The sequence below is a fragment of the Flammeovirga aprica JL-4 genome (genome assembly GCF_012844305.1).
Classification (GTDB): Bacteria; Bacteroidota; Bacteroidia; order Cytophagales; family Flammeovirgaceae; genus Flammeovirga; species Flammeovirga aprica.
Map to the genome: position 1 here is coordinate 1 of NZ_JABANE010000059.1, position 24661 is coordinate 24661.

General features: G+C 33.4%; 23 protein-coding genes. 7 read left to right on the forward strand and 16 right to left on the reverse strand.

Annotated elements, in window-relative coordinates; genetic code table 11:
• Positions 1–279: 279 nt before the first annotated feature.
• Entirely contained in the window at positions 280–1410 is a 1131-nt protein-coding gene (dnaN, locus tag HHU12_RS19835; RefSeq protein WP_169658480.1) for a DNA polymerase III subunit beta, read from the reverse strand.
• A 17-nt stretch (positions 1411–1427) separates the two neighbouring features.
• Positions 1428–2396: a tryptophan--tRNA ligase gene (gene trpS, locus HHU12_RS19840; RefSeq protein ID WP_169658481.1), complete on the reverse strand. Its 969-nt coding sequence runs from the start codon at positions 2394–2396 to the stop codon at positions 1428–1430.
• Between the two features lie 321 nt (positions 2397–2717).
• Between trpS and HHU12_RS19845 the strand changes: the two genes are divergently transcribed.
• A complete protein-coding gene (locus HHU12_RS19845; protein WP_169658482.1) occupies positions 2718–3245 on the forward strand; it encodes a gamma carbonic anhydrase family protein in 528 nt (175 codons plus the stop codon).
• Between the two features lie 73 nt (positions 3246–3318).
• On the opposite strand, the gene HHU12_RS19850 is transcribed toward HHU12_RS19845, so the two are convergent.
• On the reverse strand, positions 3319–3666 hold the full coding sequence (locus tag HHU12_RS19850; protein ID WP_169658483.1) for a 4Fe-4S dicluster domain-containing protein: 348 nt from the start codon (positions 3664–3666) through the stop codon (positions 3319–3321).
• Positions 3667–4083: 417 nt separating this feature from the next.
• On the opposite strand from HHU12_RS19850, the gene HHU12_RS19855 reads away from it, so the two are divergent.
• Both HHU12_RS19855 and HHU12_RS35675 read left to right on the forward strand, forming a co-directional pair.
• Positions 4084–4989, forward strand: a complete 906-nt coding sequence (locus HHU12_RS19855) for a hypothetical protein (protein WP_169658484.1) — start codon at positions 4084–4086, stop codon at positions 4987–4989.
• Positions 4990–5063: 74 nt separating this feature from the next.
• Positions 5064–5198, forward strand: a complete 135-nt coding sequence (locus HHU12_RS35675) for a hypothetical protein (protein WP_262889409.1) — start codon at positions 5064–5066, stop codon at positions 5196–5198.
• A 160-nt stretch (positions 5199–5358) separates the two neighbouring features.
• On the opposite strand, the gene HHU12_RS19860 is transcribed toward HHU12_RS35675, so the two are convergent.
• Positions 5359–6285, reverse strand: coding sequence for a DUF3078 domain-containing protein (locus HHU12_RS19860; protein WP_169658485.1), 927 nt, complete (start codon positions 6283–6285; stop codon positions 5359–5361).
• A gap of 141 nt (positions 6286–6426) precedes the next feature.
• Between HHU12_RS19860 and HHU12_RS19865 the strand changes: the two genes are divergently transcribed.
• The 3 genes from HHU12_RS19865 to HHU12_RS19875 all read left to right on the forward strand — a co-directional run bounded on the left by HHU12_RS19865 (position 6427) and on the right by HHU12_RS19875 (position 10399).
• The gene (locus tag HHU12_RS19865) at positions 6427–6882 is read left to right on the forward strand and encodes a thioredoxin family protein (RefSeq protein WP_169658486.1); all 456 of its coding nucleotides are present in this window, start codon (positions 6427–6429) and stop codon (positions 6880–6882) included.
• A 60-nt stretch (positions 6883–6942) separates the two neighbouring features.
• Complete coding sequence (locus HHU12_RS19870; RefSeq protein WP_169658487.1) at positions 6943–9069, forward strand: carboxy terminal-processing peptidase; 2127 nt, start codon at positions 6943–6945, stop codon at positions 9067–9069.
• A gap of 208 nt (positions 9070–9277) precedes the next feature.
• Positions 9278–10399 carry a GNAT family N-acetyltransferase gene (locus HHU12_RS19875; RefSeq protein WP_169658488.1) on the forward strand — a complete coding sequence of 374 codons (1122 nt, stop codon included), beginning with the start codon at positions 9278–9280 and terminating at the stop codon, positions 10397–10399.
• Positions 10400–10447: 48 nt separating this feature from the next.
• Here the strand turns inward: HHU12_RS19875 and HHU12_RS19880 are convergent, their stop codons facing one another.
• The 12 genes from HHU12_RS19880 to HHU12_RS19935 all read right to left on the reverse strand — a co-directional run bounded on the left by HHU12_RS19880 (position 10448) and on the right by HHU12_RS19935 (position 23022).
• Positions 10448–11059, reverse strand: coding sequence for a PH domain-containing protein (locus tag HHU12_RS19880; protein WP_169658489.1), 612 nt, complete (start codon positions 11057–11059; stop codon positions 10448–10450).
• 138 nt (positions 11060–11197) lie between these two features.
• Positions 11198–11869: a M15 family metallopeptidase gene (locus HHU12_RS19885; protein WP_169658490.1), complete on the reverse strand. Its 672-nt coding sequence runs from the start codon at positions 11867–11869 to the stop codon at positions 11198–11200.
• A gap of 103 nt (positions 11870–11972) precedes the next feature.
• On the reverse strand, positions 11973–12974 hold the full coding sequence (gap, locus tag HHU12_RS19890) for a type I glyceraldehyde-3-phosphate dehydrogenase (protein WP_317170514.1): 1002 nt from the start codon (positions 12972–12974) through the stop codon (positions 11973–11975).
• Between the two features lie 374 nt (positions 12975–13348).
• A complete protein-coding gene (locus HHU12_RS19895) occupies positions 13349–13951 on the reverse strand; it encodes a sigma-70 family RNA polymerase sigma factor (RefSeq protein ID WP_169658492.1) in 603 nt (200 codons plus the stop codon).
• A gap of 1592 nt (positions 13952–15543) precedes the next feature.
• Positions 15544–16068 (reverse strand): DUF7935 family protein, encoded by a 525-nt coding sequence (locus tag HHU12_RS19900; protein ID WP_169658493.1) that lies wholly within the window; start codon positions 16066–16068, stop codon positions 15544–15546.
• A gap of 146 nt (positions 16069–16214) precedes the next feature.
• Positions 16215–17339, reverse strand: a complete 1125-nt coding sequence (locus HHU12_RS19905; RefSeq protein WP_169658494.1) for an ABC transporter permease — start codon at positions 17337–17339, stop codon at positions 16215–16217.
• A 76-nt stretch (positions 17340–17415) separates the two neighbouring features.
• On the reverse strand, positions 17416–18534 hold the full coding sequence (locus HHU12_RS19910; RefSeq protein WP_169658495.1) for an ABC transporter permease: 1119 nt from the start codon (positions 18532–18534) through the stop codon (positions 17416–17418).
• A gap of 2 nt (positions 18535–18536) precedes the next feature.
• Complete coding sequence (locus HHU12_RS19915) at positions 18537–19283, reverse strand: ABC transporter ATP-binding protein (protein WP_169658496.1); 747 nt, start codon at positions 19281–19283, stop codon at positions 18537–18539.
• Positions 19284–19285: 2 nt separating this feature from the next.
• Positions 19286–20209: an ABC transporter ATP-binding protein gene (locus HHU12_RS19920; protein WP_317170513.1), complete on the reverse strand. Its 924-nt coding sequence runs from the start codon at positions 20207–20209 to the stop codon at positions 19286–19288.
• Between the two features lie 4 nt (positions 20210–20213).
• Positions 20214–21131, reverse strand: coding sequence for an HlyD family secretion protein (locus HHU12_RS19925; protein WP_169658497.1), 918 nt, complete (start codon positions 21129–21131; stop codon positions 20214–20216).
• Between the two features lie 28 nt (positions 21132–21159).
• Positions 21160–22434, reverse strand: coding sequence for a TolC family protein (locus HHU12_RS19930; RefSeq protein ID WP_169658498.1), 1275 nt, complete (start codon positions 22432–22434; stop codon positions 21160–21162).
• A 3-nt stretch (positions 22435–22437) separates the two neighbouring features.
• On the reverse strand, positions 22438–23022 hold the full coding sequence (locus HHU12_RS19935; RefSeq protein ID WP_169658499.1) for a TetR/AcrR family transcriptional regulator: 585 nt from the start codon (positions 23020–23022) through the stop codon (positions 22438–22440).
• Between the two features lie 1107 nt (positions 23023–24129).
• Here HHU12_RS19935 and HHU12_RS19940 point away from each other — a divergent pair.
• Positions 24130–24648: a Pvc16 family protein gene (locus tag HHU12_RS19940; protein ID WP_169658500.1), complete on the forward strand. Its 519-nt coding sequence runs from the start codon at positions 24130–24132 to the stop codon at positions 24646–24648.
• The last annotated feature ends 13 nt before the right edge of the window (positions 24649–24661 follow it).

Below are 24661 nucleotides of genomic sequence, written 5' to 3' on the forward strand. Positions count from 1 at the left end.
ATTCATCACCATGTCAGTGATCAATATATCCAACGATATTTAGATGAATTTCATTTTCGATTTAATAGAAGAGTATATCGGAAAACGATTTTCAAAAAATTATTGGCACGGATGGTTTCTTCAATTCATATCACCCAAAAACAGCTTTGTGATTGGGCGACATAAGTTTATATACCTAAAAATATAACCGTAAGGACTTTTAATTATAAAAAAATCCTCTTCCCGTAATGGAAAGAGGATTTTTTGTTTTCAAGCAGTTGCTTAATGCATTCTTACAAATTAGTAAGAGAAATTGTGAAGCATGATTGGCATCACAAGCATTAAAATATTTTCATCTTCACCTTGATCTTCAGGAACAATCAATCCTGCCATACCTGGCTCAGACAATTGTAAAGTGATACGATCAGAAGCGATGTTGTTTAAGATCTCAATTAAGAATTTAGCATTAAAACCAATTTCTAAATCTTCACCATCGTGCTCACAGAATAAACGCTCTTTTGCTTCATTAGAGAAATCTAAGTCTTCAGCAGAAACGAATAATTCATTGTCTTGGATTTTGAAACGTACTTGGTTGGTAGTTTTGTTAGCATAAATAACAATACGCTTTAAACAACCTAATAACGCTTGGCGATCCAAAGTGATATGGTTAGAGTTGTTTAATGGAATCACGTTTTCATAATCTGGGAAACGCTCATCAATTAAACGAGCAATCAACTTCATGCTACCGAAAGTAAACACAGCATATTGCTCATTGAACTCTAAAGTGATATCTAAAGATTCTGAAGGAAGGATATTTTTCAATTGTGTCAATGCCTTTTTACCCATAATAATAGGAGACATCACACCATTTACTTGAATATCGTTTCTTCTGTATCTTACTAATCTATGAGAATCTGTAGCCACAAAATCAGAGTGTTCTTCAGTTAAGTTGAAGAATACACCGTTCATGTTAGGCTTCATGTCATCATTACTTGTCGCGAATAAAGTATACCCAATTGCATCGGCTAATGCTTCACTTGTCATTGACAAAGTATTTGACATTTGAAGATCAGGATTAGTAGGGTAGTCCTCCGCATTTTCACCTGCTAATTTATAACGACCGTTGTCTGAACTGATCTCAATTGTATACGTTTCGAAATCAATTGTAAACGTAACAGGTTGCTCTGGTAAGTTCTTTAATGTATCCGTAAGCATTTTTGCAGGGATAGCAACGTTACCATCAGAGTTAGCCTCAACGTTCACCTCAGAAATAATTGTCGTCTGCATATCTGATGCAGTAATTCTTAATACACCACCTTGAATTTCAAATAAGAAATTTTCAAGAATTGGCATAGATGGGTTATTAGGAATAACACCATTCAACATCTGAATTTGCTTCAGAATTGTAGATGTGGATGCAATAAATTTCATTATCTTTTTTTCTATTTTTAGAAACCAACTTTTTGACGAACTTCCTCCAGCTTCTTCAAAGCAATTGCTTTTGCTTTTTCTTCTCCAATGCTAAGTTCTTTTTCCAACTCATCAAGATTTGACATATAGTAGTCAAACTTCTCTCTTGCTTCAGCGTATTTGTCTAAGATAAGATTCAATAAAGCAGTTTTTGCATGACCGTAGCCATAGTTACCACCTGTATAGTTATTTCTCATCTCTTCAATTTGCTCTTCAGAAGCAATCAATTTATACAAAGCAAATACATTACAAGTATCAGGATCTTTTGGATCTTCTAATGGTAATGAATCTGTTTGGATTTTCATCACTTGCTTTTTCAACTGTCCTTTTGGTAAGAAAATATCAATGACGTTGCCATAAGACTTACTCATTTTACTTCCATCAGTACCAGGGATTGTCATAATCTCTTCATCGATTACAGCTTCTGGCATTACGAAAGTTTCACCATATTGACGGTTGAAAGCAGAACAGATATCTCTTGTAATTTCAATATGTTGTTTCTGATCTTTACCTACAGGTACTTTCTCAGCATCATACAACACAATGTCAGAAGCCATTAATACAGGGTAAGTGAAAAGTCCTGCATTGACATCTGATAACTTGTCAGATTTATCCTTAAATGAATGCGCATTAGCTAACATCGGGAAAGGTGTTAAACAGCTCAAGTACCACGTTAACTCACAAACCTGAGGAATCTTCGATTGTCTATAGAAAACGTTCTTTTTAGTGTCATAACCCAAAGCCAGCCATGCAGCTGCAGTAGCATACACGTTGTTCTTTCTTTCTTCTGCATCTTTGATGGTTGTCATCGAGTGCAAATCAGCAATAAAAAGGAACGCCTCGTTATCGTCTGACTTTGAAAGTTCAATTGCAGGTTGGATTGCACCTAAAACATTTCCTAAATGTTGTCTTCCAGAGCTTTGTACTCCTGTTAGAATTCTTGCCATGTTTAATCTCTGACTAGTCTAAATTTTTGTCTTTAATTTAATGTGCGAAATTAACAAAAAAATACTCCAACAAAAACTAAATACTTCACAACATTTCGGTTTCTTTTTGAAAATCCTGAGAGTGAATCATTATTCTTGCTATCTCTGCTGAAATCAAGAACACTTTATTGAATAAAAAGTATTTTAATAAGGGAGTTAGAGGTGAAATAGTAATTATTATTAAATAATGCTAAGAATATATGTCTGTTTCTATGAATGACTTTAAACATTGTTCTACTAAAACTTGTGGTATTACCTTTAAGTACTTAAAAAAGAAATAATATGGCGTTAATAAAAAAAGTAAAAGGAGTAGCTCCTGTAATACCGGAGAGCTGTTTTTTAGCAGAAAATTCAACAGTTGTTGGTGAAGTGATCATGGGTGAGGAGTGCAGCGTTTGGTTTAGTGCTGTTGTGAGAGGTGATGTAAATAAGATCACTATCGGCGATAAATGTAATATTCAAGACGGTGCTGTAATTCATGCTACCTATCAAACTTCAGCAACTACTATAGGTAATAATGTATCGATTGGCCACAATGCTTTAGTACATGGCTGTACTATTCATGACAATGTTTTAGTTGGAATGGGCGCTATTGTGATGGATAATGCCGTAGTAGAAGAAAATGTTCTAATTGCAGCAGGTGCAGTAGTATTGCAAAATGCCCGTTTAGAATCTGGCTATCTTTATGCAGGTATTCCAGCTAAGAAAGTTAAGCCATTAGATGATAAATTGAAAGCTGTGTTTGGTAGAACTGCCAACAATTATGTGATGTATAGCAGTTGGTTTGACGAAGAAGAAGTTGAAGGATAAGAAATCAAAAAAAAGGGTTTCATAGTTTAAATTATGAAACCCTTAATTTATAGAGATAAATTAGAACGAATTCTTATTCATCATGAAGCCATTCTTTTTTAGCTAATAACTCATCCTCAGATTCTCTGTAGTCTGGGTCATCAACACAACAGTCTACAGGACAAACAGCGGCACATTGAGGCTCCTCATGGAAACCAATACATTCTGTACACTTGTCAGGAACGATGTAGTAAAACTCATCCGATACAGGTTCTTGTTCTTCTTCTCCGTCAATTGCTGATCCGTCTTCCATCTCAACAGAAGTAAGAGCAGTACCTTCTCCCCAAGACCAATTCACACCGCCTTCATAAATTGCTGTATTTGGACATTCTGGTTCACACGCCCCACAGTTGATACACTCGTCTGTGATAATAATCGCCATATTGTTTTTCTATTTTAAAAAAGAGTCAATCGGTTAGTGGTTCGCTAACATCAAAGCTGATTTGACATCTTCGTTTGTTTACTATTTCAAACATATCAACTTTCTAAGCCGTGATATGTTTTACAAATTTGCATCTTGTATTTACAAAAAACAATAGTAATGCGATTTCAAACATGAAAATCTCTATAAAAATGGGTGTGTTATTATCAAAAATTATAATTAAATAACAAAAAGTTATAACGAATAGGATTTAACGGATCTTAGTCAAGTACAAATGTAAATAGTACTTTTTTAAGGGTCTTTTGTGAAAAAAATCGGTTTTGGAACTTTTTCCGTAACATTTATTTACAATTTAATTTTAAAATCGTTAATATTAGTTAGCATAAATTTTACTGATTAATTAAACTTAGTACTACTATGATTAAATTAAGAACCTTATTCCTATTAGTCCCATTTCTAGCTATGCTGTCATGTTCAAGTGACGACGGCGAAATTCCATACTTTTCTAAGCCCGTTGAGGCAGAGTGTTCACTTTCATCATTAGTGACAACACTGCAATACACAGAAAATGGATCACAAAGAAAGCAAATCATTACAAGTAAAGAGGAATATACTTATACTGATACACAAATGAACTCTTACGTTTACACGAATAGAGATGTTTTTACAGATTCTGCTGGTGTTGATACGGTACTTACAGATATCAGTTATGAGTTTGAATTTGCTTATAGCAATGATGGTTTATTACAAAGTGTATCTAATGTTGGTAATGAACTTCTTAGAGTCAAACCTGTTGATGGCAGAGTTTATTCTATGAGTGTTGTATTCTCAAACAGTGAAGAAATTGAATATTTCTTTACATATGATGGAGCTGGGAAGATTGCATCGATTTCAAATGAGGAAAGTAATCTAGATTCAGCATTAACTGTGACATTTGCTTATCAGGATGGTCTTATGACCAAAATGGAGTTTTATTTTGGTGATGAAAATGAAGCTTATCAGGAGTATACTTATTTTGATGGTGTAAAAAATCCAAATTCAGGTATTAACTTCTTTGCAATTACATTAATAGAAGCAAATGGTTTCTTTTACAGCACAAATGTTGATTATGAAGTATTCTCAACTCACCTAGTAAAAGATATTGTTTTAGGATTGTCAAACGGTGACGGAGGCTTTCAAAAGGACTTTATCTACGATGATACTTTCACATATACCACGAATTCAAAAGGATATCCAACAGCAGGAGCAGTACCTGACGAAGTTGATGGGGATATTAAGCTGTCTGCAAACCAACAGTTTAGTTATGTGAATTGCGATAATTAATATTCTGTCAATTTGTAATACTATTGATTAAGTGTTATAATTACGATATACACTTGAACTTTCGTATTACTACTATGGAATTATTCATCGGCATTATTCTCATCTCGATGCCAATTTTATTTGCAATGGGATTATTGGCTTTTATGATGACTGGACCAAAAGAAAAGCAGGAAATTGTCTCAGAATATACTGAAGCAAGCAACGAATAGCTTTTTTGCTGAACATATCAATAATCCAAAAAGGGATGCCACTACAAATGGTATCCCTTTTTTAGTATTATTCAATGTCAAATTCAATTCTACTAATATTTTATGTTGAACTGCTGTATTAAACTGCATTGAATGTGTGGTACTGATTTATGATTAAGAACTACTCCTTAAATGCTCCAAGCCTGTAGACCAAACCAACATTTAATGCATGCTTGAACTGTACTGCTTGCCCTTCCGTACCATCATTTCTTGCAACAATTACATCAGGATCATAAATCAATTGACTAGTGAAGTTCACATTTAAGAATTTATTCACTTTCATATCTAGCGTTAAATCCCAGTTGACGACCCATTCTGTCAATCTGCTGTATTCAGCAAACATATTATAAACGGTCTTCAGAGTGACATTTTTTACAACCTCCTTATCAAAACCGGCTTTGAAGTTCATGCCTAATTGATCTCTGAACTGTTGACCAGCATCCAATCCGTATCTTTCTGAGAAAATAGTATCTCTCACAAAAGTCATACGATTTGCAAGCGGTGAAAAAGTGAAATAGGCATATTTTGCAGGGTTGTAAGTCAAACCAATATTGAGGTTTAAATAGCCTGGCGCTAGAAAGTCAGAAATTTGAACTTCTTGTTCAACACCTAGATCATCATTGACATATTCATAACCTTTTGCAAATTGTGTTCTGAAGTCCGCTGCAGCAGTAAACAACACTTTCTTATGCCATTTATAACTGTAATCTGCACCAAGGTTTAATTGATCATCCGTTTTCTTAAACGGGAATCTACTGTTAGCTTGATTAATAAGGCCGAATGCTAAATCAGTATACAATCTTGTAATAGCTCGATCTGTCTCTCTTACTGCTTTGTAGTTTAGGATACCACCAAATGAATAAGAACTTTCACCACCGCCAGACCAATTGACAAGACCTACATTAGAGAAGTTGATTCCAACTTGACCAGTATGTTTCCATTTCTTAGGTGGTTGGTTGACCGAAGTGGAATCTTGTGCAAAAAGAGTAGATGAAGTGAAAATGAACAGAAAACAAACTAGAAATTGCGTATAATTTTTGGTTTTCATTACAAAAAAAATGATTGAATTTTTAAAATAGACTTGAAGATGAAATGTTCTTTTAAAGAAAAACAATATAAAGAAATAAATAAAAAATAACGTTGATTATAATTTTCTTCATATATTTAATCATCATCTCCGTTAATTAATATGAACAAGATATCAATTTATTTTATAATAGTCTTTACTGCAACTCTATGTTTTTCATTCAATGCTTTGAAAGTCAATGATGAAATCAAATGGAAAACAGCAGACGAAGCTATTTCTTCTTCAATCAAGGATGGAAAACCAATTTTTATTGATGTTTACACTGATTGGTGTGGTTGGTGTAAAATTCTGGATAAAAAAACATTTCAGAACAGTGACGTTGTAGATTATGTATCTGAAAACTACCATGCTGTAAAACTCAACCCTGAAAAGGATGGTTCATTTGAATTTAAAGGAGAAAAATACACCAATGAGTCCTTTGCCTTATCACATGATGTAAACAGTTACCCTGCTATAATAGTTATACATCCTGAAGGGAAAGATAAAGTTTTTGTTGGATACAGAGATTCTGAAAGTTTTTTAGAAATTTTAAAGAAATATAAACGCCAAGTTGATTAGATTTATAGTTTGAAAATTATACCCATTTTAAAGAAATAATATAACGAGAATAATTTTAGGATGATAAACAGAAAAAAAGCACTCATATTACCTGTACTTTTAGTAGGGTTGGGATTATTTGGGTTTTCATTATTAGCACGGATAGATGCTCCAGAGGATAGCAATAAAAACGCAATAAAAAGAAGTCTATTATTTACAGCTTTAAAACAAATGCACTACAATAGTGTAGAAATTGATGACGATTTTAGTGATAAGGCTTACGATCAATATTTGAAAAATTTGGACCCGAACAAAAGATATTTCCTGAAAAGCGATATCAATAAGTTCAACAAATCGAAGGATAAACTAGACGACGAAATAAAAAATAATTACAATACTGAATTGTATGAGCTTTCTGTTTCTATCTTCAACCAAAGAAGAGAAGAAGTAGAAAAAATCACTGCTGAAATTTTATCGAAACCGTTTGATTTCAACAAAAAAGAAGAAATTCTTTTTGATAGAGATGAAATGAACTTTCCTAAGAACGAAAAGGAAAGATATGACCGCTGGAGAAAATCTTTAAAATATGCAGCGCTTTTGAGAATGAACTCTAAACTGAAAACAGAGGAGTCGAAAAAGAAAAATGCTGAGGAAAAAGGAGAGGATTATACTCCAATTACTTATGAAGAAATAGAGGCTGATATAAGAGAAAAAGTCTTAACGAATTACAAAGATGTTTTTGATTATATGAAAAAGCAGGATGAAGAAGATCATTATGCTTTATATATCAATTCTATGATCTCAATTTACGGCCCTCACACAGAGTATTTCCCGCCAGAAAGAAAAGAGCAATTTGATACAGAAATTTCTGGTCACTTTGAAGGTATTGGTGCTAGACTTCAACAAACAGGTGGTGAAGTGAAAGTGGTTAGCATTATCACAGGTAGTGCGTCTTGGAAACAAGGCGATCTAGAAGCGAATGACTTTATTTTAAAAGTAGCGCAAGGCGAGGATGACCCAGTAGATATTTCTGGTATGTCATTGAAAAACTCGATCAAACTTATCAAAGGACCAAAAGGTACTGAAGTGAGATTGACAGTAAGAAAGCCTGATGGTAGAATTGTTGTAATTCCTATTATTAGAGATGTAGTAGTAATTGAAGAGTCGTATGCTAAATCAGCTGTAATTGAAGATAAACAATCAGGTAAGAAAATTGGTTTGATTCATCTTCCAAGTTTCTATGTTGACTTCCAAGATAGAAATGGTAGATCAAGTGGTAAAGACGTTTATCAGGAAATTAAGAAATTAAAAGCTCAGAATGTTGATGGTATTGTACTTGACTTGAGAAATAACGGTGGAGGTTCTTTAGGTGACGCTGTAGAAATGGTGGGTCACTTTGTAGGAAGAAGCCCAGTTGTACAAGTGAAGAGTAAAATTTCAGGATCTAAAACATTAAAACCTGAAACGAATAACATTGAGTATGATGGTCCACTTGTAGTGATGATCAATAGAATGTCAGCATCTGCATCGGAAATTGTTTCAGCAGCTTTACAGGATCATGGAAGAGCCGTAATTGTTGGTTCTAACTCATTCGGTAAGGGTACTGTACAACGTTTTATTGATTTAGATAGAATGTCTCGTTTGGATGATTATAAACCATTAGGATCATTGAAACTTACAATTCAGAAATTCTATAGAATTAACGGAGGTGCTACTCAAGTAAGAGGCGTTGCGCCAGATATCAAGCTTCCTGATACTTATGCTTATTTGGAAGTAGGTGAAGAAGATCTTCCTTATGTTTTACCTTGGGATGAGGTAGAACCTTCAAAATACTCAATGTGGCCTCAGCAGTTGCCAATTGCTGACTTGAAAGCAAAATCAGAGCAAAGAGTAGCAAACAATGATGTATTTAAAATGGTAGAGGAAAATGCTCTTCGCTTGAAAAAACAAGATGAAAAGAAATACTATACATTGAATCTTGAGCAGTTCAAGGTAGAACAAAAAAGATTGGATGAAGAATCAAAGAAACTAAGAGAGGCAACAACCACTCATGAGGAGTTTGAAGTGACTGTGATGAAAGATCATTACCCAACTTCAAAACCAGATTCAGTGATTGCCAAATCTGCTGAGAAGTGGGAGGAAGCAATCAAGAAAGATGAGTACTTAAAAGAAGTAACATTGATTATTTCTGATATGATGGTGCAGTAGTTGATTTGATTTCCATTAAGGCCATATTTCCATTTGAGAAGTATGGCCTTTTTTATATTGTTACTTCCTCCAGATTTGTAAATTTTAACCTTAAATTTGTTCAAGAAAATGACTTTTCTATCATATTTTTAACCGTTTCAAAAAAATGGTTTTTATATTGCGTCTCTATTATAAAATCAAAAAAGAACGATAGGAATAAATATAGATCATGAGTATTGAGATACGTCCGGTAGTAACTAAAAAAGATCAAAAGCAATTTGTAGATATTCAATTTAAGCTTTACAAAGGAAGTGAATTTTGGGTACCTCCAATCAAAAAAGATGAACTTTCAATTTTCGACGCAAATAACCCATTTGAAAAATTTTGTGACACTCAATATTGGTTAGCCTATAAAAACGGAGAATGTGTTGGTAGAATAGGAGCAATTATCAATTCAAAATATAACGAAAAGGCAAATGAGTCTAACGTTCGTTTTACAAGATTAGAGTTTGCCAACGATAGAGAAGTTGTTCAAAAGCTATTAGAAACAGCTGAACAATGGGGTAAAGCAAAAGGAATGACAGGAATTGTTGGTCCTCTTGGCTTTACAAACTTAGATCATCAGGGGATGATGATTGAAGGGCATGATCATTTACCTTCTGTAGCTTCAGAATATCACCTTCCTTATTATAAAGAGCATTTAGAGGCTTTAGGTTATGATAAATTAGTGGATTGGATTGAGTTTAGATTAACAATGGATGATGCAGTGGTTGAGAAAGGAATCAAAGCATCAACTTTATTGATGAAAAGAACTAAAACAGTCGTCAAGTCATTTAAAACATCTGATGAATTAGTGGCTTATGCTGATCAAATCTTTAATTTACTCGGAGAGGCTTTTAAAGAACTTTACAGTGTGATCTCTTTTGATGAAGAAATGGTAGAGTACTATAAAAATAAGTTCTTGAAGTTTCTTGATCCTAAATATGTAAAAATATTGGTAACTGAGGAAGATGGAGAGCTAATGGGGTTTGTAATAGGTATGCCATCTCTTTCTAAAGCATTACAGAAAGCAAAAGGTAGTATTTTACCATTCGGTTTGTATCATATTTATAAAGCAAGGAAAAAAAATGATACTTGCGATATGTTATTGACTGCAGTTCATCCAAAATTGCAACGTCTTGGCGGTGGTGCAATGTTAGTTGGACAGTTACAAAAGACAATGAGTGAAAATGGTATTAAGTACCTTGAAACAACAGGTATGTTTGAGACCAATCAGAAAGCTATCCAAAACTGGAAAAATTACGATCATATTCAACATAAGAGAAAAAGATGCTTTACAAAAGCACTTTAATATAAAAAGAAAACGGCTAATGATTGATCATTGGCCGTTTTTGTATGTTTAGTTATTGATATATAAATCAAAAACTTCAGCATAATCTTCCCTGTGGAACTCTTTGTATTTACTTGTTTTCCAAGAGAAAATATAATCATTCAATTTTTCAAACTCTTCCGCGCTAGTATTACTGCCCAAAGTCCCCTTCAATGTTTCCATTGTAAGCGAAACACTTTCTTGTGATTGTGCAAATTGATTAAAAGCACTGTCTTGCAGAGAAGCGATCTTGATCAAACTTTTATACAGATCTTTCAATTTCTCAATCTGTTTTCGATCTACGTCAATGCTAAAGTTACTTTCCCCAAGGTTGAATTTTATTTCAACATCCAAATCAATATTACCAGCAGTTTCTAGTTTTACATCTGAGAAAAAATACTTTTTGTAGGGGTATCTGTAAAGTGTTCTTCTAGTGTTGATAGCAGAAGTGCCATCAAGGTGAATCAGTGCAGTGTTTGTAAAACAATACTCATCTGTTTTTGATTTGATCAAGAAGAAGATCTGTTCTCCATCTTCATGCATGATATAGTCATCAGAGTCTACTTTATCATAATCGACAGGGTCGATGATTTTACCGATGTCACTAAGGCCCATGACATCAGAAGCTAGTTTTTTAAACATAGAATTCGTTATTGAATTGTTATTGAGTACTAAGTCAAAGATAAATCATAGTTAATTTTGAATTAGTACTTAAGTGTATTTAAGTAGATTGAAAGTAATACAATAAACCTTTTGGAGAAAGAATATTCACATTGTTAACTAAATTTTACCGAAAGTATGGCTTAATCTATTAATCTCATTGTTGATCTCATTTCTCCATGCACATCTAAACCATTGAGCGGCTTCTTCTCCTACATACCTCCAATGCCAAGATTCCTGTCTGATGTTTTTTTCAATTCTAAAATAGTAAGTGGGTACAAATCCATAATCAAAGGCATGATTAAGGAGCCAAAGAAAAAGCTTTGTATTCTCACCCGCATATCTTATGTCTATTGTAGTGAGAAGGTGATGCTCTGAATAGCCAGGTTTTTCCGCTCTGCTTGCTCCATGTTTATTGAAAACAATTTGCTGTGTCCTTAAATTTCTGTAAGAAGATCTGATATTGATATGGATATTTTTCCGAAAAGCATCCTGTTTCATTTTAGCATATGCTTCATAGGCAGGGTAGAGGAGCTGATTATTTTCAATCTCTTTGTATTTATACTCTTTGATTTGGATAAAGTCAATGTAGTTGAAAGGAACACCAATAGGCATTCTCATAAAATCGTAGTAAATTTTATTGGGGTTGATATCAATACCTTCCTTTTGGCTGATGAAGGTGCTAAGATTTACTCGGTATTTCCAGTTTTTCTGTGTGATTTCAGTATCGCATTCCTGAGCTGTAAGAGAATGAGTCAGAAGGGTTAGAAAAATAAAAAAATATTTATGCATTAGTGTGAAATATTGAATCAAAAAATCACTACAAATTTGACAATAAAAAAGGGCAAATCCGAAGATTTGCCCTTTAATATTAAGACTTGTGTCTATCTACAAACTATGCGTTGTAGATGTGAGCTACAAGGTCAAGAACTTTGTTAGAGTATCCGATTTCGTTGTCATACCAAGAAACCACTTTTACGAAAGTATCAGTTAAAGCGATACCAGCGTTAGCGTCGAATACTGAAGTTTGTACTTCACCGATGAAGTCGTTAGAAACAACCATATCCTCAGTGTAACCAAGAACACCTGCTAAGTCACCTTCTGAAGCTTCTTTCATAGCTGCACAGATTTCTTCGTAAGTAGCTGGCTTCTCTAAGTTAACTGTTAAGTCAACTACAGAAACGTCTGGAGTTGGAACACGGAATGCCATACCAGTAAGTTTTCCGTTTAATTCAGGAATAACTTTACCTACTGCTTTCGCTGCACCTGTAGAAGAAGGGATGATGTTTTGACCAGCACCACGGCCACCTCTCCAGTCTTTCATTGAAGGACCGTCAACAGTTTTTTGAGTAGCAGTTGTAGCGTGAACTGTAGTCATTAAACCGTCTTTGATACCCCACTTGTCGTTAAGAACTTTAGCGATAGGAGCTAAACAGTTAGTAGTACAAGAAGCGTTAGATACGATATCTTGACCAGCATATTCTTTGTTGTTCACACCCATAACGAACATTGGAGTTGCGTCTTTAGATGGAGCTGACATAACAACTTTCTTAGCACCAGCAGTGATGTGCTTACGTGCAGTTTCGTCAGTTAAGAATAAACCAGTTGATTCAACAACAACCTCAGCACCTACTGCGTCCCACTTCAAATCTTCAGGGTTTCTTTCAGCAGTTACACGTACAGTTTTACCGTTAACAACTAAGTTACCGTCAACGATTTCTACAGTACCGTTAAAACGTCCGTGAGTTGAATCATACTTTAACATGTAAGCCATGTACTCAACGTCGATAAGGTCATTAATTCCTACTACTTCGATATCTTCTCTTTCTACTGAAGCACGAAATACGAAACGTCCGATACGGCCAAAACCGTTGATACCTACTTTAATTGCCATAATTTTATTTAAATATTAAATTGAATAAATAATTCTTCAAAAATTGGAGAGTTATGACGGCAATTCAACTTGTTTGCCCTTGTCAATAACTACATTGCAAACGTACTTACATAGTTTGTCTTGTGGAATGATAAATATCATTATTTGTTGGCAATTTTACCCAAATTGACGCAAAATTTAAGTGTACTAAAAACCTTTATTTCAGTAGTTTATCTAAAAAAATAAGGAGACTACAGTTGTAAAATTCTGTAATCTCCTTATTATGAATGTGATGCTTTTGTTGAGCTGCTAAAAATACTTTTAATGTTTGGGTTTTAACAACCAAATTCTGAATTGGACCTGCTAAAACTTATTAACTATATTTTTTTCAACTTTTCTTACTTTTTCTTATTTCCGAAAATAAAATCAACAAGATTTCTCACTTCGCCATCTTTATTGGCTTGTTGAAACTTTTTGTAAATCTGAAAATGTCTTTCAGGATCTACACTGAATTTATCTTTTCCTTCCTCTAATTTTTGTTTTGACCTATGGAAAAGCTGTCTGCAGTGATCGGCTTTTTTTCTAGCGATCTCAGTGATTTCATTATAGTTTAAATTAAATGCTTCTTTCATAAGGTAAACCCCCAATTCAGCATCATTTAATTTTTTCATCATATTTTTCAAACCTTCAGAAATTTCTGTGGCTTTGTCTGATGACCAACTTTCGATAGGATCAAAATGGAAATTATGGGTAATGTTAGCCCAGTTATCTACTAAGTGCTCTTTTTTTCTCTTTAATGCTTCAAGATGATTTAGGCACGTATTAGTGATAGTCTTAATTAAGTAATTCTTAATGTCCGCAATCTTTGACAGATCGACTTTAAGAATCTTGATGAATGTGTCTTGCACCATATCCTCAGCATCGCTGGCTACTCCAAGTATCCTATAGGCTACGGCATACAATAATGGACGATATTCTGTTATTGCTTGTTCAGCTGACATAGTGGTGGTTACAAATGATAGTTTAAAATTGATTTCATAATCAAGAAATCTTCATTATATCTTATTTTCCGCAAATTAATAAAATAAATCTACCTAGTAGCTATAAAATTCAATATAAATACTATTTCTAAGATTTATTAAAAAATGAATATTTGTTCATTATATTTTTATAATGTTCTAACATTAAACAGTAGGAGGGAGTTAAAGGCTGGATATTTCAAAATAAGCCTCAAATACAAAAATGGAGTATTATTTACTTCTATTTACATAAGTACTTTGACAGAAGAAAAGGGATGATTTTAGTTTAATATTTTTTATTCTAATCAAGGCAGATTTGCATAGCATAGCCTTAGTTACGCGATAAAAATCTAACGAAGAGTAGGATAAAAAAGGTAAGATAAAATGTCCGTTTTTATTTGTCCTAGAGTACTTAATTAATTTATAACTAAAAAAAAGAGTCTGAAGATACTTCAAACTCTTTTATCATAACCCAAAAACTAACTATTACTCTTTTTTCTTTTATATCTTTTAAATCACTTTGTTGTGATTGTTTTTTCTTTACTTACAATTAAATTAACGGGGAGTAATAGTTTGAGGTTGAGTGTTTTCAGTGAACAAAATTTAATAAGAAGTATTTTTTTGATATATGATATTTGAATTGTAGAATCAGTTGGATGAGTTTGATTTTTTGCTAAAGAATAAAAACTTTTAAGCAAAAAAAAGAGCTCGGAGAATCTCCGAACTCTTTCATAACCCAAAAACTAACTATTACTCTTTTTCTTAAATATCTTAATGCTCAATAAATGAGCTATCTTTTAATCAACTTACAATTAATATAACGGTGAATATCTATTCATTGTTTAGATATTTGTGTGAACAAATTTTAATGGTGAAACTTTTTTTATTACTCATATTATTGACTATTAAACCATTGAATTCAGAAAAGTTTAAACACAAAAAAAGAGTTCGGAGAATCTCCAAACTCTTTCTAACCCAAAAACTAACTATTACTCTTAACTTTTATATTTTTAGATGTCCTGTAGACATTCTTTGTATCAAATTTTATAGTAGTATTAACGGTGAATAGTCACTCATGTTTCACGTTATTTGTGAATAAGATTTAAAGGTTTTGTCTACTTCTGTAAATACAAAAAAAGAGTTCGGAGAATCTCCAAACTCTTTTTCATAACCCAAAAACTAACTATTACTCTTGTCTTATATATCTTTGATTTCAAGTATTTTACTTGAACTTTAATGTCTATTTATAGTAATTAAAACGGAAGTTTAACGGGGAGGTTGTGCTCTTTTTGTGAATGAATTTTAAATCTTTTTTACACTAATATTTAAATTTTCACACCTCAAAATTAGACATAAAAAAAGAGTCCGAAGAAACTTCAAACTCTTTCTCATAACCCAAAAACTAACTATTACTCTTAATCTTATATATCTTGAAACTTATACGATGATAAGTTGTTTTTCTCTTTGTTTAATTAACTTAACGCAAAGTAACTTCATCCGTTTCAATATTCTATTTAACAAAAGGTAATGCTAATTAATGAGTGTGAATTTCATTAATAGACACCTGTTTAGCTCTAAAACAAAGTGCCTACTTCTTCTTTTAATTTCATCAACGATACATCTAAAGTAGAAGCATCCTCACTGATGCTATTTTCAAGCAATGCTTTTGCCAGGTCAAAACCTGTAGCATCTTCAGGAAGTTCTTTTGCAACGCTGTTGATGAAAGAAATACTTTCTTCTTTTGTACCTCTGATCATTTCCCAAAGTTCTGGACTCACATAGATCTGCTGAGATAAATTATGGTTGAATTCATCTCTGATAGTGATTAATAAACTTTGTTGGAAAAGTACGGCAGAAATATCGTCATAGTTGATTCTATCCAATAATTCTCTGTAAGTGATTCTTTCTAAAAATAGGGCTAATCTCTCATAGGCTTGTAATCTTAAAGGTAAAGTCTGTTCTATTTGACTGCTCTTCACTTTTATTGAAAGTGTATCGTATTCTTTCTGTAAAAACATTTTTACAATAGCGAAGGCGCCGTATAAAACAATCCCTGCAGGAATTGTCATTTTTAATAAATCTGCTATGTCTGTTGTCATATCCTAAAAAAATTTGATGCAATATTAGTAACCACTTTTGTCTATATCAATTTTTAAAGGCATAGAATCGGAAAACCTGCATGATTATTTATCTGAAAAGCTATTTCCATTTCTTTTTTGACGTAAAAATGCAGGTAGAACATTATTTATCCATTCGTTTTTCGATAAGCAAGCACCGACATAGTGTTGATCACAACAGCATAAATACCGATGATAAAGAAATTTATTTTTACATCACTCCAAGTGGCCCCTTTTAATAATACACTTCTCATCACTTCTATAAAATATCTAAAAGGATTCAGTAACGTAATTTTCTGTGCCCATACAGGCATATTTTCAATGGGCGTAAACATACCGCTGAGAAGTACGAAAATTACCATAAAGAACCATGCAATAAACATTGATTGCTGTTGTGTGTCGGCTATTGTAGAGATGAACAGCCCAATACCTAAAACGACAAGTAAATACAGCATTGCAAAAAGGAAGATCAAATAGATGGGTCCTTGCATGGGAACGCTGAAAAATAATTTTGCAATGGTAAGCCCTACGCTCAATACAAACATACCAATACACCAAAAAGGCAGAACTTTTCCAATGATAAATTCCCCTTTTGTAATGGGAGTTACGTTAAGCTGTTCTATTGTACCGATCTCCTTTTCCTTTACAATGTTCATAGAAGTAAGAAACATTCCAATCATACTTACTAATAATACAAGCAATCCAGGAACCATATAAAATTTATAGTTCAAAGTTGAATTGTACCAGTTTTGCATAGAGAAGTTGATCTTAAAAGGAGTATTTCCCTGTGTAAAGAACCCAATGTTTTCTTTTACAAACTCTTCTCTGAATTCCTGAATGATAGATTGTGCATAGGAAGCAGAGATACCTGCCGTCATGCCATCAATGGCATTGACTTTTGCGGAAAGCGTAACAGGAGTATTCTGCATGATGTTTTTCTCAAAATCATTAGGAATCTCCAAACTGATGTTCACAGATCCTTCCTGAAGTGATGTGCCTTTTGGGTCTGTAGCATGTTTAAAATGTACCAAATTGAAATACTCCGAAGCTACATATTTTTCTATTAGAGACTGTGACAACTGGGAATGATCACGGTCTACTACTTCCAGTTGAATATTTTTTACATCAAAAGTGGCAGCAAAGGAAAGTACCATCAGTTGCATTATGGGCATTACAAAAATGATGGGCAACATTCCTTTGTCTCTGAATATTTGTTTGAATTCTTTCTGAAGAATGAATTTTAAAGCACTCATAATTAATCTTTTTTGATTGAAATAATTTCTAAACCATGTAATTGAGTTACTCTACTGAACTCAAACTACTTCGTTTTTATTCCAGCCTGATTTTAAAGCGTTTGATACTCACACCCATGAGGAAAAAGAAGAAACCGATCAATATTAATGTCTCCTTTAATATAAAGTTAAGTGTGGCACCTTTCAACATGATGCTTTTAATGATAATATTGAAATAGGTGGCGGGTACAATTTTAGAAACAACCTGAAGTGGAAGTGGCATATTTTCTATTGGGAAAATAAAGCCAGACAACAACATAGTAGGGAGGAAAAGAGCAAATAAAGAGATCATTAATGCAAGCTGTTGTGTTTCCGCTACCGTTGAAACAAAAATCCCCAAAGCAAGTACTACCAAACAATACAGAATGATTTCACCAATCAGCAAAACATAGCTACCCATTACAGGTACTTCGAAAATAAATTTTCCTAATGCGATAATAAAAGAAGCATTGACGAAGGACAAAAGCAGGTAAGGGATTACTTTTCCGAGTAAAATAATGGAAGCGTGCATTGGCGAGGCTAATAAAACTTCCATGGTTCCTGTTTCTTTCTCTCTTGTGATGGCAATGGATGTCATCATGGTGCATACTAACATTAAGATAATGGTAATAAGACCAGGCACGAACATATATACTGATTTCAATTCAGGATTGTACCTCATTTCAACTTCAGTATTGATCAATGCCGGAGGAAGGGTTGATGTAGCTGTTATCTCATGTTCCATTAAGTATTGCTGTACTTGCATCTGTAGGTAATTGCCAATCTGAGTTCCTGTATTAGGATCAGTGGCATCTGAGATGATCTGCACATCTGCTTTATTCTCTTTTCTAAGCGTTTCGCTGAAATTTGGAGGGAACACCAATGCGGCTTTTATTCTTCCTTTCTGAAAAGCATCATTAATATCCTCCAAAGAATTAACGTAACTATCTAAATCAAAATAGGAGGTAGAGAGCACTTTGTCAATGATTTGAGAACTATGTTCATCTTTTGATTGATCTAATACCGCAATTTTTACATTCTTGATTTCGTTGGAGATTGCAAAACCAAATAATACAATTTGTACAATTGGGATTCCAAATAAGATCAATAAAGTACGCTGATCTCTAAAAATATGATAGAACTCTTTTTTAATGATTCCTTTTAAACGATCAAACATATCTATTGGAGTTTATAATTTTCACCTCTTGCAATTTTCACAAAAACTTCATCCATATTTTCAGATTTGAAATCAGCTTTTAATTCCTTTGGAGAGCCATATCCTGCTATTCTACCATCTACCATCATAGAGATACGGTTGCAGTATTCAGCCTCATCCATATAGTGCGTTGTCACAAATACAGTAGTGTCATTGTCAGCCGCTTCATAGATCATTTCCCAGAACTGTCTTCTTGTAATGGGATCTACTCCACCGGTAGGTTCATCTAGAAATACAATTTTAGGTTGATGAAGTGTTGCCACTGAAAAAGCTATTTTCTGTTTCCAGCCCAACGGAACTTCTTTTAAAAGTTTATGACTAACGTCTGAGAGTCCCAACCGTTCAATCATTGCTGTTCCTCTTTCATTCAGTTGCTCTTTAGAAAGGCCATAAATACCGCCAAAGAATTTGATATTTTCCAGAAGACTTAAATCATCATAAAGAGAAAATTTTTGACTCATATAGCCGATATTTTTCTTGATTTTCTCCTGTTGAGTAAATACATCAAATCCAGCCACAGTTGCTTCACCCGAAGTAGGAGAAAGGAGACCTGTCAGCATTTTCATAGCTGTAGATTTTCCAGCACCATTAGCACCAAGAAAGCCGAAAATTTCTCCTTTTTTTACGTCAAATGTAATTTCATTGACGGCCTTGAACGAACCAAAAGCTTTAGTCAGTTTTGTGGTTTCAATTATTTTTTCTGAATTCATAACTATTGCTTTTGATTATTCATTAACCGTATAAAAACATCCTCTGTATTGGAAGCTATTTTTTCAATGGAAATATCACTAAAACCTTCCGATGTCAAATGCTTTTTCAGCTCTACTGTAATATCATCATCTCTTTGGTCAGTGTAATGTAATTTTTCTCCAAATGGAAAAACACTATCAAGAAAAGAGTAAGCTCTCAGTGCTTTGATTAATTTGTAATTTCCTTCTTTGGCTTCCAATGCGTACAAAGGTTTATCAAAAGAGTTGGCAACATTCTGAGGTGTGTCTATTCTTAGTATTTCTCCATCATTCATTAAAGCTACTCGGTCACACAAATCAGCTTCATCCATATAAGGGGTGGATACTATAATAGTGATGTTGTGTTGATGTAGGCCTTTTATGATCTGCCAGAATTCTTTTCTTGAAACAGGATCAACACCAGTAGTGGGTTCGTCCAAAAACAAAACTTTTGGGTAATGAATCAAAGCCGCACACAAAGCTAACTTCTGTTTCATACCACCCGACAAAGCTCCAGCTTTTCTATCATTAAAAGGTTCTATCTGCTGATAAATATCTTTGATCAGATTATAGCTTTTCTTGATTGTAGTGCCGAAGATTGTAGCAAAAAACTCTAAGTTCTCTTTTACCGATAAATCTTCATAAAGCGAAAATCGCCCAGGCATATAGCCAATATGATTTCGGATATATTGATACTGTTTATTGGGATCTTTACCCATCACGCTTACATTTCCCTCGTCAGCTAATATCAAGGAATTTAGTATTCTAATCAGTGTAGACTTGCCCGCACCATCAGGACCAATCAAACCGAATATTTCATTCTGTTGTACTTCAAAAGAAATACTTTTCAGTGCTTCTACCTCTCCATAATTTTTGGTGAGGTTTTTTACTTCAATGACAGCCATCATGCTATTATTTAAAGTTGATTTCAGCCGGCATTCCAATTCTAAAGTAACCGTCCTTATTCTCTACTTTCACTTTAAAAGCATAAATAAGGCTTACTCTTTCTTCTTTTGTCTGAATTGTCTTTGGAGTAAATTCAGCCTTGTCTGAAATCCATCCCACAGTGCCTTCTGTTTGATTCATTTCTCCTTCTTTACCATCTGTTAGAACAATTACTTTTTGTCCAACTTTAATGGAAGATAATTGTGAAGCAGAAGCGTAGGCTTTCACTTTTAAAGTAGATAAATCGGCTACTTTGTAAAGCGGTTTTCCCGTTGAAGTCATTTCTCCTTTTTCCGCGAATTTCTGTAGAACAGTACCTTTCACCGGTGAAACGATAGCACAACGACTGATTTGTTCATTGATAAGGTCTACTTTTCTGCTAAGCGGTTCATACTGACTCATCGTTGCTTTATTAGAGTCTTTGATTTTTCTTCTTGTAGCCTCCAGTTGTTTGTCATTAATAGCTAAAGAAGAGTTGACATTGTCCAACTGTTGTTGGGTTGCCGCTTCATTAGAAAATAGTTTTTCAAGTCGGTCTTTATCAATCATAAGTTTCTTTTTTTGAGCCTCATAAACTGCTATTTGTTCATGAATACTCATCACTTTGGCACCTAAAGATGCAATATTTGCTTCCACCTCTTCCTTTTGAAGCTGAAGCAAAACAGTGTCGATCTGACCAATTTTTTCACCGCTTTTAATTTTATCTCCTTCTTCAATTTTAAGGTCAATGATTCTCCCTTGTCCTTCAGAGGAAACGATAACTTCAACGGCTTCAAAATTACCGTAAGCATCTGATTTATCACTGTCTGTATTACAACTTAAAAATGAAGCTGAGAGGAATAAACTGATAAATATTGATGTTGGATTAAATGATCTATTTTTCATTGGAATTGATTTTATATTGAGTTGGAGATTACAGAAGACCTTTTGTCATTGCCAAGTGATATTGAGTTTGCAATAACTCTAATTCATGGTTCGATAAATTTAATTTGGCATCGACCATGGCATTTAACGAAGACACATATTCAGAAGAGGTAGCGGCGCCATTGTCCAAAGCACCCTTAGAGCGTTTTGTTTTTCTCTCATGAATTTTAATGATTTCATGGTCTTCCGAAATAAGGCTGTGAAGTTGATCAATACGAGACTGTATTTGAGAAATTTGAATATTCAAACTCTTGTTGAAAGCTTCCATTTCAGTATTGATTATCTCTTTTTGAATTTGTGTTACCTGTCTTTCTTTTTTGTTTTTTCCATAATCAAAAGGAGACCACTTTACTCTGACACCAAACTGATAAAATGTGTCGCCATTGATTTCAAAGAAGTTATAAGGGTTAGGATTACCATAACCACCCAACGCATATAACGAAATTTTAGGCATCCTTTCAGTTTGTAATAAGTCTTTACTTCTATCCATTTTTGAAGATTGAAGCTGATACATCATTAATTCAGGTCTATTGATTTCAGAAGAATTGTCATTGAGGATAGTAGGCCTGACAAGTACAAATTGATTCCACTCACTTTCTCTTTCTAACCAAATCCCTAACACTTTTAACGCACCATTTTTCTGTGCTTCAATAGAGTGTAATTTCTGTTTTGTTTTATGATATTCAACTCTCAAAGCATCTGTAGTATTAGGCAGAACAACACCGCCTTTTTCAAGAGCTTCTATCTCTTTGAGTTGGTTTTCGATTTCTTTAATTACTCCTTCTTTAATCAGCAGTTCTTGTTCTTGATAACTCAAAGCGGCAAAGTAAACCTGTGATACAGATTCTTTTATCTTAAATTGACTCACTTCATTTTGCTGCAATTTGATATTGAAATCAGCATCCTTGTCAGCAAGACGTTTCTTTTTTATAGCTCCGTCATAAAGTAGATAATCCATTGAAGCATAGGTTTGCCATTGTGTCTTTGGAATATCTGGAAATAACCCAATTTGAGCCACTTCTGGGTCAGTAGGGGAAACTACATCAGAAAAGTAACCTACCTGACCTTGTAAGTTAAATTTTGGAAGCTTATTCTTTTGAATAGCTTCTACCTCATTGTCGTGCATTCTTTCAAACATTTCTTTCTGCTGTGCGATAGGATGCTTCTCAAGTGCTTCCTGTTCCGCCTGCTCAAACGTAAGCGTGGTTTGCCCGAATGCCTGATAACTGAGGGTTGCAAATAATAAAATTAGTATTCGATTCATGCCTTATTTGATCTTTATTCCTGAAAGGATGATTTGAGGAAGTGTTTTCTTTCTTTCTTCAAGAAATTCTTCAAAAGTGGTGCTTTTTTCAAGTCCTAAACCAATAAGCATAGGCCTGGCAATAAACGGAAAAACACAACTTCCAATAATTGTTGTAGCAAGCTGAAAAGGATCAATTCCTTTAAACTCTTCATCCTCTTGTAGTTCTACACCTAATTGTACTATTCCTTCAGAAATTTCTGGTGGCGGAACAAAGGGCATATTATTCATACTTAGTTCTCCAAGTATAAATGTTAGAAGGAGAGGGTTCTCTTTTAACGAATTGATATATCCTTCAACAAAGTTTTGAATACGATCTTCTAAAGGGATGCCTTTTTGAAACATTTGCTGTTTTAAAGGAAGCAGCATTTTACGAATCAAGTCAACGAACACTTCTTTAAATAGTCCTTCCTTATTTTTGAAATAATAATGAAGGAGAGCTTTGTTGACTCCTGCAGTATCTGCAATTTCTTGCATTCTTGTACCGCTCTTGCCTTTTTTTTGAAATATATCTCTTGCTACTTCAAGTATCTTTTCTCTTGAATCCATTTAACTATTTGGTTAATTATTACACAATAGTAACTAACCATTTGGTTAAAGTCAAGATATTTTTAACTAAATGGTTAAATATGATGTTAATTTTTTTACTCTTCAATTATGCTTGTGATTTTTCATTGCTTTTTTGAGCTTTCAATATTTCATTTTTCAAACTTCGAGAAAGATTTGGTTTACTGACTAATGATAATTGTACGTGTTTATGAAAATTGAATTAATCGAAGTTGGAATTGATTTTATTTGAGTAAGGTTTTGCCGTATGAGATATAATTGTTATGCCTTTTTATTAATCCAATACTCTTTAAATTGTAATAACTTTGTTCAATTCTGACATGTCTTTGAAAATCTTGAGAATTGAAACGATTTAATTAAAGTTTGAGAAGTTATAATGCCATAGTACTTATGTGTAAATAACACTACTTAAAATGTAATTATTTGTAGAATCTATTGTGAGGAGCGAATATATTTTCATAATGATCAAAATATATCACTGTGTTTATTTTTATTTTTTTGATTAAACATTACATTCGAATTGCGAAAGTAAAGTGAATGTATTTTACTTCGTAATACAGCAGGTAAACTATTTTTTTAGCAGTGTACGTTTCTCAACAATAACGCTAAAATTAAAATTATTTAAAATATGAAAGACAAACTTAAGGAGCTAGGTATATTCAGTATATATGATCTCAATGAATGAAATCTGGTAAACTAGAATCTAAAAATGATAATTACTCCTAATAGAATTAAATGCTATTCTATAAAAATCAAGTGTATTCAATATTTGATAATAATTCAATAATTAAAAGTGTTTGAACCTTACTCTAATAGTTTTTGAAAATCTATTTGTGATATGATTCAAATAACAACAAACTGTTTCAATAAAATTTAAATAAAGATCGTTTATGAGTTTGTCTTGAAAAAAGATGAATAGGTATTAAAACAAAATCAATTTATATCAAGAAATGCTTTTTGGAAGAGTGGTACAAGAAGAGAAAACTTTAAGCTATGGAGTTTTAAGAGGTGCCCTTTAATGGAGTGTGTAAATAATATAAACCTTTGTGGAAATACTAGGCTAAGTAAACGTAATAAACCAAACAGCTGATGATTTCTATACTGACAGAGTTTCTACAAAATGAGCTAATTGATCTGATTTCAACGTCTGGCAAGAATGTGAAAGTACATGTTGGACCAATTATAGGTGCAGAAGGTGAAGTGCAGATTGTAAATGCTGCTGGTGAGTCTTTATTGCTCATCAACCTGATCAATTTATCGGAAGAGATTTATGGTACTGTAAAGATGCAACCCAACGCTACTACCTTAAACTTGAAATACATGTTTTCGGTGTCCAATAGTGAAAACCATCTTGAAGCATTAAGCATTCTTTCTGATGTGATTTCTTATTTTACCAACCATCATACTTTTACTCCTGACAATGGCCCAGGTATAGAAGGGTTAAGACAGATGAACTTCAAAATGTACAATATGGAAGATAAGGATCTTTCAGGTGTATTTATAAGTATGGGTATGAAGAAGATACCAAGCGTTTTCTACGAATGTAGAATGGTAACAATCAAAAATGCCACAACTTCACCAATGAGTGGAAGCTTAGCAGGCTGGTAAATTTAAGGTAAAT